Genomic DNA, 12,627 nt, shown 5'->3' on the forward strand with positions numbered 1-12,627 from the left:
GCATGGGTGCTCTGACGAAAGCTGAGATGGCCGAAAGGCTGTACGAGGAGCTAGGGCTTAACAAGCGTGAGGCCAAGGAGCTGGTCGAGCTGTTTTTCGAAGAAATTCGGCACGCACTTGAAGAGAACGAGCAGGTGAAGCTGTCCGGTTTCGGCAACTTCGACCTTCGCGACAAACGCCAGCGGCCGGGCCGCAACCCCAAGACAGGGGAAGAGATCCCGATCACTGCACGGCGCGTCGTCACCTTTCGTCCAGGGCAGAAGTTGAAGGCCCGGGTTGAGGCATATGCTGGAACCAAGCCATAACGACGAACTGCCCCCCATACCGGGCAAACGCTACTTCACCATTGGTGAAGTGAGTGAGCTTTGTGCGGTAAAGCCGCACGTGCTGCGGTATTGGGAGCAGGAGTTCGACCAGCTTAACCCTGTGAAGCGGCGGGGGAACCGGCGGTATTACCAGCGGCAGGATGTGCTGATGATCCGCCAGATTCGTGCGCTGCTTTATGACCAGGGGTTCACCATTGGCGGGGCTCGATTGAGGCTTTCCAGTGATGAGGCTAAGGATGAATCCAGCCAGTACAAGCAGCTGATTCGGCAGATGATTGTTGAGTTGGAGGATGTGCTGGTGGTTTTGAAGAAGTGAGCTGGGCTTTTTCTGATGAGTGGAAATTTTTTTGAGAAAAAGCTTTCATTTATCAGAGGGTTAGGGTACATTCTTCAACGTTCTCGGCAAGATTGAGAACATGCTTCAAGCCCAGTCGGGGCGTAGCGCAGCCCGGTAGCGCACTTGCATGGGGTGCAAGGGGTCGAGTGTTCGAATCACTCCGTCCCGACCATTATTTAAACAACTAAGCCACCTTCGGGTGGCTTTTTTGTTTGTGCTTTAGACCACGCTGTGCGGTAGTGTAGTCGTATAAGCTGATCAATGCGCTTATTTCAGCTGTAGCTTGTCATCAGATCATACCCACCGCTTATCCCTGGTGTGCCGTCTATTGCTGAATGATTGGTACCTGTAGGGTGGTGCAATGAGCCGGGACAAATCTGATCACGAGGTGCGGGCTTATCTGCGGCAGTGAACTTGACAGCCTTAGATGAGGCCTTGATTCTCAGATGCTGCGCCACCAAGAGCTGTCAGGATCAGAGCAGATGGTGCCTAGTACTGAAGGCTGGTAACGACGCAGCCACACACTGCGAAACTTGCATAAGCTGTCTCGTCTCAGCAGGTCTGTTCCTGCCGCGCCGCGTAACCTACCTGCAATAGACAGGCTCCGTCAGGATCGAGTAATGTTGTAGGCGAATTTGCACCCACGATTGATCGAGCAAACGAGGTTGTCTATCCATGGTGTACATCTCCCTTATACGCTCATTGGCATCCTGAAAACCTCAGCCTAGACCCGGACTGCAACAGGAACAAGGAATGTTATACACCACGCCCGTTCAGGGGCTTCTGCGACAGTCGGTGTCTATTTGTATTTATCACTGCACACAATAATTTGAATTCCTGGAGTACAAATGGATAGCCAGATAGCCGTATTAGATCATCTCATTGAGGAAGGTAATAAGTTCACCTTCAAAAACTTCTGCTATCCAAACAGTAGTTATCCAGGCCAGTATGGGGGTGATGATAAACCTGAATGGTTTGAGTGGAAAGCCCGCTCCTTCAATATTGTAAGTAAAACAATGGCAAATGATAGCCCTGCTGCAAAGCTTGCTTCCGTTGCCAGAAGCATACCAACGTCTGGTTACAATCCGGAAAATTTTGAGAGAGCCAAATCATCGTTCTTAAAAGCACTTGAAAACACCCGCAGCGCGTTGACTGAAGACGTATTTGGCGAACTAAGCAAAAGTGAAAGTGAAAACACATCGCCAGCTCTATCTAACAAAGTTTTCATTGTTCACGGGCATGACTCAGAGCTAAAAAACGACGTCGAGCGGTTTGTTCACGAGATTGGCTTGCAACCTGTTGTCCTGCATCGTCAAATCGATGCCGGCGCAACGATCATAGAAAAATTTGAAAAACATAGCGATGTTGGATACGCCTTCATTCTGCTTACGCCAGATGAAATTGCTTATACAGCGGACCAAGAATTACTCAATGACGCAGACAGGAAGAAAGAGTCTCGCGCAAGACCTAATGTTATTTTTGAGTTTGGCTACTTTGTAGGCCGGCTAGGTCGAAATAGAGTTTCCTGCATACATAAAGGAGACGTAGTAATCCCCAGCGATTTAGCGGGGCTTGTGTACAAAAAAATCGAAAACTCAATTGAATCGCAAGCGTATTCAATAATTCGGGAATTAAAAGCGGCTGGTTATAAGATTCAGGTATAGCAACGCATCACTACTTTTTAAGCCGTTCGCTACGCTTACTCGGGGCCGGCTAGATCCGGCTCCGTTTAAAAACTTCAGTTTGGATCTATTCCGGCGCTGGCACAAGCAGTTTTGAGATGCAGGTATACATTGAAATTGAAGTTTTAATCTCGTTTGGGTTGGAGTCCTCGCTTCTATATTTGGTTTTTAACTAGTCGTTATGGAGGCTCTTATGAAAAACTCAATCGCCAACCTTACTAGTGTGGTGTTTCAGAAGTACCACTAAAAAACCATGACCCGAGCACTCGTGCTGCACGAGCGACTGAAGCGAGGGTGTCCTCTGCTTTCTTGTGCCATCGGAATGCTTCAGGTTCTGGTAGTACGTTTCCAGGTAGTGCTTAATCGAAGCTTCCAGATCTTTGACGCTGACATGTGCCTGTCGCTTGATCCATTTCTCGCTCAACATTGAGAAAAAGCGCTCGACCAAATTTAGCCAAGAGGCCGAAGTGGGCGTGAAGTGGATGGTGTAGCGTGGGCGCGCTGCAAGCCAGGCCCTGACTTTGTCAGTCTTGAGTGTTGCGTAGTTGTTCATGATCAGATGAATAGGCATTTCAGCGGGCACCGACGCATCAATTTCTCTCAGAAAGGCGAAGAATTCAGTGCTGCGGCGCTGACGCTTCAATCGACCAATAACCTCACCCGTTGCCACATCCAGAGCAGCGAACAGAGAGGTTGCTCCATGTCGTTTGTAATCGTGCGTGCGAGTTGCAGGATTGCCAGGGGAAAGGGGCAACCCAGGCTGAGTGCGGTTTAACGCCTGGATCTGACTCTTCTCATCAACGTATAGCACCAGAGCTCTTTCGGGTGGATTCAAATACAGCCCAACGATGTCGTGAACCTTATCGACAAACAATGGATCGGTGGAGAGCTTGAAGGTTTATTCCAGATGCGGCTTGATCCCGAACGCGTGCCAGATGCGCATGATGCTGGCAGGGGACAGACCGGTTTCGCGACTCATAGGCCGCGTACTTCAGTGGCTGGAGTCGTCTGGCCTGCCTTTCAATATCTGATTGACTACCTGCTGAACTTGTTCATCCGAAATAGTACGCGGCCGACCAGAGCGCGGTTCATCGTTCAAACCCAGCAACCCCAACTTAGAGGAACGCTGGCGCCATCGTGACACCACATCCTTGTTGGTGCCCAAGCGCTTGGCGATGTCGTTACCTGATTCGCCGGCGGCACAGGCGAGGATTATCTCGGCGCGTAGGCATGCATCCTGGGCACCTTTGCGAAGCTTGACCCGACGCAATAACTCCGTGTGTTCGGTTTCAGAAGGGTAATGACAGTTGCTGGTCGGCTCATGTCGATACACATCATCTTGATGAGTGGGTTTCTACAGGGCTTAGTCCGAATTTTCAGCGGTACCTCTGAAACATCACACTAGCATCAGCAATCACTGCAGATGTTGCACAAGTGCCAATCCCTGTGATATAGCTCGGATCGCTGAGGGTATTTTCTGACGGAATAGGATGAATTCGCGATGGGCAACATGCTTGGTTACCAAGCTGTGAGGCCTTGTGCGGCTTGATTTTTTGTAGGAAAAAGCCGAGAGTTCGAGCGAAATTACCGCAAGGATGCACCGCCTGTGCCTCAGCTTTCCCTCCTAGAGAGTTCCGCCATCCAGGCCGCCATGAACGAGTTTTCGAGGCTCGGACGAATGGCGTTCCTGAAACGTTATGATTACCCTAAATCTGCGGAGTACATAGTTCGTAACCCTCTAACAGGGGATTGGTGCGATTTGAAAGCCATTGTGGGGGTTGCGTTCGGGAAGCAATTTCCTAGCCAGGGTGCTCTAGGGGCTGAAAGTTTCGCTGGCGTTGAATCTATCATGCCCTCTTTACTTACTAAGTTAGGTTTCGAAGTTATGCTTGGTGAGCAAGATTGGAGTGAAGGTGAGGTTCGATCCATTGTGGAGGACTATTTCGAAATGCTTCGCTTGGAGGCTGATGACATCGCCTATAACAAGTCAGCCCGAAACAGGATGCTGCGCGAGCATTTGGAAGGGCGAAACAAATCGGCGGTGGAAAGTAAGCATCGGAATATCAGCGCTGTTCTCGATAGTATGAATTTGCCTTTCATTCCTGGCTATCTACCCTTTAGTAACAGCCAGTCACTGTTAAGAGAAGCGGTACAGCATTACGTAAAAAACCATCGGGCAGATATGGTCAAGATCGTCGATGGGTTGGAGGAGGTGAAAACTCCGGCACAGAAATCGTACTCCGCAGTTCTGGTCAAATCGCCCGTTATGGAAGAGCGGAAAGCGCTGGTAGCACCAACCCGTGTCGGAGAACGCCTACCGCGCAAGCTTGACTACGCTGCCCGCGACGACGCGAATCGCGAGCTTGGGCGTTTGGGAGAGCAATGGGTGGTTGGCTATGAGAAGCATCGGTTGACGGAGACGGGGCATCCTGAGCTGGCGCAGCAGGTGGAGTGGATCTCGGACTCCCAGGGCGATGGTGCTGGCTACGATATCCTCTCATTTGAGAGCGGTATTCTTCATCGCTTTATTGAGGTGAAGGCGACCAATGGGGCGCGCGAGTCCTCGTTTGTAGTTAGCCGAAATGAGCTGGAGTTCTCAGCGGAAGCGCAGGACCAATTCTATCTTTACCGAGTTTTCAAGCTCAGCAGCGCTCCCCAGTTGTTCATTCTTCGCGGCGATTTGTCGACTCAGCTGTACTTGAAACCATTGGATTTTAGGGCCAGCTTCCGCGAGCACTTCGGTTAGTGCGTGCGTAGTTTTTGTGTAGATAGCCAGACCTTTTTGCTCTGTTGCTTGAGTTGGAAGGGCCGGTTCACGACCCTTCCCGCGGGGGCCTTTTTTCACTAGTTACTCATCATCCCCAACTCAGCATCGTCCATCAGCGCCTTGGCTAAAGCACAAAGGTAGTGCGAAGCCCAGATCAGCTGTGGTTTATCTTCCATCAAACCATCCAGAGTCATATCCCGTGCATAGCCCATCAGCTCCGAGGCCTGCTCGCGGGCACTCTGGCACGGGATGCCGGCTTCGATGCGGAAGAGGGGATGGGTCTGGCTTGCACCTTGATAGAAGGTGGTTTTGCCGACGGTGAATTTGGTTTCTTCTGTGGACATTGGTCGATCTCCCCGAAATCTCTAGTGCCTGGGCTGGCCTCTCGCCGGCAAGCCAGCTCCCACAAGTGCTGCATAGGTTTCACGATCTGCGACATGGCTCAGATCTATGTGGAGGCTCGGTTTGCAGGCGTTTGGGTGCCTGGGCGACACATCAATTAGGCTTCAGTGCGAAGTCCCAGGCTCAGTGGGCATCTGCACTTGGGCTATTGCGGACTCCAGTAAAGCCCGCAGCGTCTCCAGTTCATGCATCGAGGTCATCATCAAAATCGATGCTGGCGACTTGGGCTGTAGCAGCATTGCCTGATGCACGACAGTCGCAGCGCAAAGCGCGTAGTCCGAGGCTTCGATGAGGGTGTCTTCGAGGCAGAGAGTCTTGTGGGGTGGATCTGGAACGATCTTGAGCATGGTGAAACTCCAACGTCGGAAAGTGGAGCTACCTCAACCTTGCTGTCAAACAAGATGGTGGCAGCTGTACGCGGGTTGACAGACCGAGACGTTGGCACTCGGCGCACCAGAAGGTGCCCACACGTACAGCCGCCATGAAAGCGAGCACATGAGGACAACGTCAGCGGTCTGTCAAAACCGGTCGCTGAATTGGCAGCGACGGATCGAGACTAGGGCTGACTATTTCCATGTGCAACGAAAAACAGGCGCGAGGAGTATCTTTGGGAAATGGCCTACAAGGAAGGGGTTATTTCTGATTTTTCGACCCGCTGCCGTTCCTCAAGACGTCGACAGGAAACATGCGGGCAAAAGAAAGCCCGCCGAGGCGGGCTAAGTACTATCACGTAGGGATAGCTTGATACTGCCTAAGCCACTGTGAAAATTGGGTGAAAGAAAAGTCCCCAGAATGTGATCAATCAGCGTAGCAGGCCTCGCGCCCTTTACAGCTGGGCTTTCTGCCGCTGGTAGCGCTGAAAACGGGTAACAGCGATTTGGACGGCAGCTGCCACGAGGCACAGCAGGCCGATTTTCCAGCTGCCCTCCAGGCCGTAATGCTCGGCGATTTTCCCAGTGAGGAGGACGCTAACGAAGATGGCGAAAGGCAGGATCAATTTGTTCATCGGGTCTTCCAGCAGGCTACAAATGGCTTGGGTGAGGATGGAGTTCACCCCGCGGAAATGACGCGATCTTAGCAAATCCGTTTGCGGCTTTGTGGTCACATCCACAGCGGCTGCTCGGTCTGCTGTCTGTAGCGCGATACTGGCAAAGGGGCAGCATGGACTTCCGCCATTCGGCCCTCGAAACTGATCCACTCTCATCTCGACCAGGGCAGGTCATGAATAACTTGAAACGGACCACCTTTCTCATGGTAATGCTGGCAGTAGCCTCGTTGACCGCCTGCGTCCCTTGGAAACGCGAACGCGCCGCGTACGCGGACCTCTGCGAATCCGAGTTCCAGTTCAAGGTGCCAGGGCCGCAGGGTGAGACCACGCTCTACCTGGAAACCTACTTCTACGACCACGCCGCTCTATGGGGCGAAAAGCCCTACGAGCAAGCCCTGTACGTGCAGTACCCGGGCGAGAAGTACTCGCGGCAGGAATTTTATGTGCAACTGGTCGCCTACAACAAAGACCGTCAGCGCCCGTCGACTGATTCCAGGCGTGGCGAGCCGCCGATACCGGTGCTGTACGACAGCCGCCAGGCTTACATCACCTTTGAAGACGGTTCGCGGCTGAATGCACGGTCCGAGGTGTACGTTGGCGTCAACGAGACGTACGACTTTCCGTTGGTGAATGAGAAGACCGCCCGGCCTTCGCCGTACGACATCAACAGCGATGAAGTGCACCGGATGATTCCCAGGATGACCAACAACACGCGCTATGGCTCGGCGTATGTGATTTTCCAGACGGACAAGTTTGATGCGTACTCCAAATGGACGATTCATCTGGGGACACTGGATGTGCAGGGCCGCAAGGTGCAGATTCCGCCGTTGAGGCTCTGTTATCACCCTGTGAAGAAATGGATCGGGATTGAGCCGCTGATGAGGCCTTAAGGGTATCTCCGAAGTGGGCCGGGGTGGGGCCGGGCCTGAGGTCGGACAGCTATGGCCAATGGGGCCGCTTTGCGGCCCATCGCAGGCAAGCCAGCTCCTACAGGTGCGGTGCATGGCTTGGCATTTGGGGCTTGAGGCTTGGGCAGCCGTGGTCAGTCAACCCACCGCCACAGTGGCTCATCCAGCAAACCGACCCCTCGCAACTGCGTCTGCCCGTGGTGCTTCTCCAGCTCCAGCACATTGCACCCGTCGCACGCGGTCAATGCGTCGATCAGCGGCTTGCTGTGCGACACCACCCACACCTGGCTACGTTGCGAGGCGCGGATGATCAGGCGGGCCAGCGCAGGTAGCAGGTCGGCATGCAGGCTGGTTTCCGGTTCGTTCAGCACCATCAGTGACGGCGGGCGGGGTGTCAGCAGCGCTGCCATCAGCAACAGGTACCTCAAGGTGCCATCCGACAATTCAGCACCCCCTAACGGGCGCAGCAGCCCATGCTGGTGTAGCCGCACGCTGAACAGCCCGCCCGGCGGTGCATCAATCGCCAGGCGGCTGCCGGGAAACGCGTCGTCCAGCGCCGCTACCAGGTCTTCGACATCACCTATCTCGATAATGGTCCGCAACGCCGAAGCGAGGTTGCGGCCGTCGTGATGCAGCACCGGCGACCGGGTACCCAGCTGTGGCTGTCGACAAGGCGCATCGCGGTCGATGCGAAAGTGGTCGTAGAACCGCCAGCTGTTGATGAAGGCGCGCAGCTCACCAATCTCCGGCGCCTGGCGGGGTCGGCCGACGATGTTGAAGAAGCTCTCACCGCTGTCAGCATGCTGATCCAGCACTGCCCAGCCATTGCCCTCGCGGGCCCGCACCATGGCGTTCTTGCGCTCGACCAGCAAGGAAGCGGGCCGATAGGCACCAGCGCCCCAGATGGCTTCGCACTTTATCTCAGGGTCGAGCATGAACGCGGTCGGATACGGCAGGGGAATCGGCAGGCCGAGGGAGATGGCAAAACCGTAGTCCTCGGTAGCAAAGCCCAGGCGCAGGCGCCTGGCCTCGCTCGGGTGCTGGCCTTGGATGGGCACTTCGCCGCGCTTCATCCGTGCGCTGGTTGCCGGGCCGGCCCACCAGGTCGAATCCAGCCCGCCTTCACGGGCGAGGGCTTCGATCACGCCGCCCTGGGCGGTTTCGGCCAGCAGGCGCAGGGCCTTGTACAGGTTGGATTTGCCGCTGCCGTTGGCACCGGTCACCAGGTTGAGTTGGCCCAGCGGCAGTACCAGGTGGTTGATCGAGCGGTAGTTGCCGATGGCGAGGGTAGTGAGCATGCAGTGCTTTCCAGCGTGTACCAAGCGACCGATTGTGGCCGAAGCGGGGCTGCCTTGCCAGCTTCATCAGGTGTTCAGCCGCGTGCCTGCAAGGCCGCTGGCTAGCGTTAATGCACCTGGCCAGGCCACTTGCGCTGGGTAGCCAGCGCCAACAACTCACGCTGCCCAGAAATACCCAGTTTGCGGTACAGCCGCTTGATATACGTAGCCGCACTCGAACGCTGAATACCCATGTTCACGCTAATGTCCTCAACCTCACACCCAGCCAGCATCAGTTGCAGCAGCTCCTGGTCACGCCGGGTCAGTTCCGGGTACAGGCTGACAACCCGTTCACTGAGCAGTGCCGGCATCTCATTGGCTTCGAGATAGGCGCGGTAATGCAGGCGCGAGACTTGTACGATCAGCGGGGCGGCTGTTTCGATGACATTGATTTCGTGGGGGGCAAAACGGCCGTGCTCCCGGCCCCGGTAGAAGTTTACCGATAGCCAGCGGTTGCCTTCGCAGTGCGTGAGCAGGGCAACGCGTTCGGAAATTTGCGGCAGCTCGTAGCAGATGCGACGGTAATCGCGGTGGGCGATGTCTTCGATGCCTTGGCGTTGCACCATGATGCGCTCGGCTGTGGGCAGGGCCTGGCGCGCAGTCATCGCTTGCTGGTTGCCGTCCATGCTGTAGAAGCGTTCGGCATAGTTGCTGGAGATTCTGGGTAGCTCGATCATTCGCGCGCGGTCGGCGAATGAAATGATCTGCGGGCTGCGGTTGGGGCTATAGGCGAAAATGGTGCACTGGGCCAACGGGACCTGGGCGCTGACCAGTTTCAGCATGTCGGCGGCCAACAGCTTGCCGCGGCTTTCGCTTGTGCGGGCGAGCAGGGTGGCGGTTTGCTCGATGGGTAGGCGAAAGTCGGTCGTGGAGGGGCGTAGTGGCCAGAATTCCATGCGGTACTCCCTGAGGGCAAGGCATGACTTATTGTTTTAGGCGGCCGCTGGGGCTGGGCTGTTGGGCAGGATAACCAATTTGCAGGCGCGACGCTTAGCCTGGGGGTCTGCAAGCAGTGGCTTTGCTTCAGCTTGTCGGGTCTTGCCCCAACACCTTGCTCAACGCCACGCGTGCATCTTCCAGCTGCACCAGCGATGCATGTCGCGCCCCGAGCGCGTCGCCGTTCTGAATAGCAGTGAGAATCGCCTTGTGCCGGGGCAGGGCCAGCTGGTCGAAGTTCGGCCGCTGGTTCGAATAGCGCACCGATTCACGCAGGGCCATCGACAGCATGTTGCACAGGTAGGCGAGCAGGTCGTTATGGGTGGCATCGGCGATGCGGGCGTGGAAGTCCAGGTCGGGTTGCAGGCGCTCTTCATGAGTGCGCGCGGCTTCCATGCGCTGGTAGGCTTCGCCGATCGATGCGACATCTTCGCTGGTGGCATTGGTGGCGGCCAGCGCGGCGGCGGCGGGCTCGATGACCCAGCGTACGCTGGACAAGGTGTTGAAGAAGTCCTTTTGCGGGGTGGCCTGCATCAGCCAGTGCAGCACGTCGGGGTCGAGCATGTGCCAGTCATGGCGGGGCCTGACCAAGGTGCCTACCCGAGGGCGGGCCTGGACCAGGCCCTTGGCGGTAAGCGCGCGCATCGCTTCACGGAACACCGGCCGGCTGATCGCGTAGCTTTCGCACAGGCTGGCCTCGGAGGGCAGCTTTTGCCCGGGTGCGAGTTGGCCGGAAACGATTTGCAGGCCAAGGTCCTGGACCAGGGTGGCGTGCATGCTTTTGCGCGTGGTGGGCTGGCGGTAGTTCATGGGGGCGCGGGTGGTCCTTCGAGCGGGGCAGGCATCATAGCATTAGTGGGTGAGGGGAGGTCTGTGAGGCAGGTTTGAGCGGGTTGGGTTTGTTCGGGGCAGGGGGGGCTGGGTGGCACGGGCTTCGCCCGTGTTCGCGGGTGAACCCGCTCCTACAGGTACCGTGCTGGTAGGAGCGGTGTTGCGAGCTGGTTAGTGCGAATGCTTGGGCACCGCTGCCCCCCGGCAGCCCACCAGAAAGTCGAAATCGCACCCTTCATCCGCCTGCATCACATGGTCCAGGTACAGCTTGGCGTAACCGCCAGTGATCAACTGTGGTGGCGCTTGCAGGTCGGCCAGGCGGCCGGCCAGTTCCTCGGCGCCAACGTCCAGGTGCAGCCGGCCTTCCTTGCAATCCAGCTCGATCCAGTCGCCTTCACGTACCGCTGCCAATGGCCCGCCCGCAGCGGCTTCGGGCGCCACGTGCAGCACCACGGTGCCGTAGGCGGTGCCGCTCATGCGGGCGTCGGAGATGCGCACCATGTCAGTCACACCCTGGGCCAGCAGCTTGGCAGGCAGGCCCATGTTGCCCACCTCGGCCATGCCTGGGTAGCCCTTGGGCCCGCAGTACTTCATCACCAGCACCGAATTGGCGTCCACCTCCAGCTCAGGGTCGTTGATGCGTGCCTTGTAATCTTCGAAGTTTTCGAACACCACAGCACGCCCGCGATGCTGCATCAGCGCAGGGGTTGCCGCTGAGGGTTTGAGCACCGCGCCCTTGGGCGCCAGGTTGCCGCGCAAGATACAGATGCCACCATCGGCCACCAGCGGTTTGTCGAGCGGGCGGATGACTTCTTCGTCATACAGCGGCGCGGCCTGGCAGTTGTCCCACAGGCTCTTGCCGTTGGCGGTCAGCGCGTTGGGGTTGGGCAGCAGGCCATGTTCACCCAGGCGGCGGATCACTGCGGGCAGGCCGCCGGCGTAATAGAACTCCTCCATCAGGAAGCGGCCCGAAGGCTGCAAGTCGACCAAGGTCGGTGTGCCGCGGCCGACGCGGGTCCAGTCTTCCAGTTGCAGGTCTACGCCAATGCGCCCGGCAATCGCCTTGAGGTGGATCACGGCGTTGGTCGAACCACCGATGGCGGCGTTGACGCGGATGGCATTCTCGAAGGCTTCGCGGGTAAGGACTTTCGACAGGCGCAGGTCTTCGCGCACCATGTCGACAATGCGCATGCCCGACAGGTGGGCGAGTACATAGCGGCGGGCATCCACAGCCGGGATGGCGGCGTTGTGTGGCAGCGAGGTGCCCAGCGCTTCGGCCATGCAGGCCATGGTCGAGGCGGTGCCCATGGTGTTGCAGGTGCCCGCCGAGCGCGACATGCCAGCCTCGGCCGAGAGGAACTCGTTGAGGTCGATCTGGCCGGCTTTATAGGCCTCGTGCATCTGCCAGACGATGGTGCCGGCGCCAATGTCCTTGCCTTTGTGCTTGCCGTTGAGCATCGGCCCGCCGGTAACCACGATCGCCGGTACGTCGCAGCTGGCGGCACCCATCAGCAGCGCCGGGGTGGTTTTGTCGCAGCCGGTCAGCAGCACCACGGCGTCCACCGGGTTGCCACGTATGGCTTCCTCCACGTCCATGCTCGCCAGGTTGCGGGTGAGCATGGCGGTGGGGCGCAGGTTGGACTCGCCGCTGGAAAACACCGGGAACTCCACCGGGAAGCCGCCAGCCTCCAGCACGCCTTTTTTCACATGCTCGGCAATTTTGCGGAAGTGGGCGTTGCACGGGGTCAGCTCCGACCAGGTGTTGCAGATGCCGATGATCGGCTTGCCTTGGAATTCGTGGTCTGGAATGCCTTGGTTCTTCATCCAGCTGCGGTACATGAAGCCGTTCTTGTCGGCGGTACCAAACCATTGGGCGGAGCGCAGGGGGCGTTTGTTATCTGACATGAGCGGGACACCTAATTAGTATTACTATTTGTCGTTATGTGGCTGACTCTACCGGCTAAAAAGGCATCTGTGAAGGGTTGTTGTTTTAAATGGTAATACTATATGATCGATTCGCCAGGTTAGCGGTCTGCCAAAAAGCCCCGGCCAG

General features: G+C 56.9%; 12 protein-coding genes, 1 tRNA gene and 1 pseudogene. 6 read left to right on the plus strand and 8 right to left on the minus strand.

All coding sequences use genetic code 11. The features are described 5' to 3' along the window. Positions 1 to 2: 2 nt before the first annotated feature. The 4 genes from ihfA to SB765_RS12485 all read left to right on the plus strand — a co-directional run bounded on the left by ihfA (position 3) and on the right by SB765_RS12485 (position 2,327). Positions 3 to 305 carry an integration host factor subunit alpha gene (gene ihfA / locus SB765_RS12470; RefSeq protein ID WP_003250679.1) on the plus strand — a complete coding sequence of 101 codons (303 nt, stop codon included), beginning with the start codon at positions 3 to 5 and terminating at the stop codon, positions 303 to 305. Continuing rightward, positions 286 to 642: a MerR family transcriptional regulator gene (locus SB765_RS12475; RefSeq protein ID WP_003250681.1), complete on the plus strand. Its 357-nt coding sequence runs from the start codon at positions 286 to 288 to the stop codon at positions 640 to 642. The genes ihfA and SB765_RS12475 overlap by 20 nt, the downstream gene beginning before the upstream one ends. 116 nt (positions 643 to 758) lie before the next feature. Next, positions 759 to 835: transfer RNA gene (locus tag SB765_RS12480), tRNA-Pro, on the plus strand. Positions 836 to 1,511: 676 nt separating this feature from the next. Beyond that, positions 1,512 to 2,327, plus strand: coding sequence for a TIR domain-containing protein (locus SB765_RS12485; RefSeq protein WP_132841533.1), 816 nt, complete (start codon positions 1,512 to 1,514; stop codon positions 2,325 to 2,327). A 236-nt stretch (positions 2,328 to 2,563) separates the two neighbouring features. Here SB765_RS12485 and SB765_RS12490 read toward each other — a convergent pair. Continuing rightward, positions 2,564 to 3,668: pseudogene (locus tag SB765_RS12490) on the minus strand (IS630 family transposase). Positions 3,669 to 4,023: 355 nt separating this feature from the next. Between SB765_RS12490 and SB765_RS12495 the strand changes: the two are divergent. Further along, positions 4,024 to 5,091, plus strand: coding sequence for a DUF3883 domain-containing protein (locus tag SB765_RS12495; protein WP_410931401.1), 1,068 nt, complete (start codon positions 4,024 to 4,026; stop codon positions 5,089 to 5,091). A 98-nt stretch (positions 5,092 to 5,189) separates the two neighbouring features. Here the strand turns inward: SB765_RS12495 and SB765_RS12500 are convergent, their stop codons facing one another. From SB765_RS12500 to SB765_RS12510, 3 genes are all read right to left on the minus strand, one after another. Next, positions 5,190 to 5,456 carry a DUF3077 domain-containing protein gene (locus SB765_RS12500; protein ID WP_132841530.1) on the minus strand — a complete coding sequence of 89 codons (267 nt, stop codon included), beginning with the start codon at positions 5,454 to 5,456 and terminating at the stop codon, positions 5,190 to 5,192. A gap of 162 nt (positions 5,457 to 5,618) precedes the next feature. Beyond that, positions 5,619 to 5,861: a hypothetical protein gene (locus tag SB765_RS12505; protein WP_049277761.1), complete on the minus strand. Its 243-nt coding sequence runs from the start codon at positions 5,859 to 5,861 to the stop codon at positions 5,619 to 5,621. A gap of 479 nt (positions 5,862 to 6,340) precedes the next feature. Next, complete coding sequence (locus SB765_RS12510) at positions 6,341 to 6,520, minus strand: hypothetical protein (protein ID WP_019471428.1); 180 nt, start codon at positions 6,518 to 6,520, stop codon at positions 6,341 to 6,343. A gap of 215 nt (positions 6,521 to 6,735) precedes the next feature. On the opposite strand from SB765_RS12510, the gene SB765_RS12515 reads away from it, so the two are divergent. Then, positions 6,736 to 7,452 carry a hypothetical protein gene (locus SB765_RS12515; protein ID WP_410931402.1) on the plus strand — a complete coding sequence of 239 codons (717 nt, stop codon included), beginning with the start codon at positions 6,736 to 6,738 and terminating at the stop codon, positions 7,450 to 7,452. A 152-nt stretch (positions 7,453 to 7,604) separates the two neighbouring features. On the opposite strand, the gene SB765_RS12520 is transcribed toward SB765_RS12515, so the two are convergent. The 4 genes from SB765_RS12520 to SB765_RS12535 all read right to left on the minus strand — a co-directional run bounded on the left by SB765_RS12520 (position 7,605) and on the right by SB765_RS12535 (position 12,479). Further along, entirely contained in the window at positions 7,605 to 8,768 is a 1,164-nt protein-coding gene (locus SB765_RS12520) for an AAA family ATPase (RefSeq protein WP_410931403.1), read from the minus strand. A 107-nt stretch (positions 8,769 to 8,875) separates the two neighbouring features. Then, a complete protein-coding gene (locus SB765_RS12525) occupies positions 8,876 to 9,703 on the minus strand; it encodes a helix-turn-helix transcriptional regulator (protein WP_410931404.1) in 828 nt (275 codons plus the stop codon). A gap of 127 nt (positions 9,704 to 9,830) precedes the next feature. Further along, positions 9,831 to 10,553 carry a FadR/GntR family transcriptional regulator gene (locus tag SB765_RS12530; RefSeq protein ID WP_061203959.1) on the minus strand — a complete coding sequence of 241 codons (723 nt, stop codon included), beginning with the start codon at positions 10,551 to 10,553 and terminating at the stop codon, positions 9,831 to 9,833. 192 nt (positions 10,554 to 10,745) lie between these two features. Further along, the gene (locus tag SB765_RS12535; protein ID WP_410931405.1) at positions 10,746 to 12,479 is read right to left on the minus strand and encodes an IlvD/Edd family dehydratase; all 1,734 of its coding nucleotides are present in this window, start codon (positions 12,477 to 12,479) and stop codon (positions 10,746 to 10,748) included. Positions 12,480 to 12,627 lie beyond the last annotated feature (148 nt).

This window comes from Pseudomonas sp. SIMBA_067 (assembly GCF_046534675.1).
GTDB classification, from domain to species: Bacteria; Pseudomonadota; Gammaproteobacteria; order Pseudomonadales; family Pseudomonadaceae; genus Aquipseudomonas; species Aquipseudomonas putida.

Coding starts and splice junctions, on each gene's coding strand:
- ihfA (WP_003250679.1), top strand. CDS start 3: ATGGGTGCTCTGACGAAAGCTGAGATGGCCGAAAGGCTGTACGAGGAG.
- SB765_RS12475 (WP_003250681.1), top strand. CDS start 286: ATGCTGGAACCAAGCCATAACGACGAACTGCCCCCCATACCGGGCAAA.
- SB765_RS12485 (WP_132841533.1), top strand. CDS start 1,512: ATGGATAGCCAGATAGCCGTATTAGATCATCTCATTGAGGAAGGTAAT.
- SB765_RS12495 (WP_410931401.1), top strand. CDS start 4,024: ATGGCGTTCCTGAAACGTTATGATTACCCTAAATCTGCGGAGTACATA.
- SB765_RS12500 (WP_132841530.1), bottom strand. CDS start 5,456: ATGTCCACAGAAGAAACCAAATTCACCGTCGGCAAAACCACCTTCTAT.
- SB765_RS12505 (WP_049277761.1), bottom strand. CDS start 5,861: ATGCTCAAGATCGTTCCAGATCCACCCCACAAGACTCTCTGCCTCGAA.
- SB765_RS12510 (WP_019471428.1), bottom strand. CDS start 6,520: ATGAACAAATTGATCCTGCCTTTCGCCATCTTCGTTAGCGTCCTCCTC.
- SB765_RS12515 (WP_410931402.1), top strand. CDS start 6,736: ATGAATAACTTGAAACGGACCACCTTTCTCATGGTAATGCTGGCAGTA.
- SB765_RS12520 (WP_410931403.1), bottom strand. CDS start 8,768: ATGCTCACTACCCTCGCCATCGGCAACTACCGCTCGATCAACCACCTG.
- SB765_RS12525 (WP_410931404.1), bottom strand. CDS start 9,703: ATGGAATTCTGGCCACTACGCCCCTCCACGACCGACTTTCGCCTACCC.
- SB765_RS12530 (WP_061203959.1), bottom strand. CDS start 10,553: ATGAACTACCGCCAGCCCACCACGCGCAAAAGCATGCACGCCACCCTG.
- SB765_RS12535 (WP_410931405.1), bottom strand. CDS start 12,479: ATGTCAGATAACAAACGCCCCCTGCGCTCCGCCCAATGGTTTGGTACC.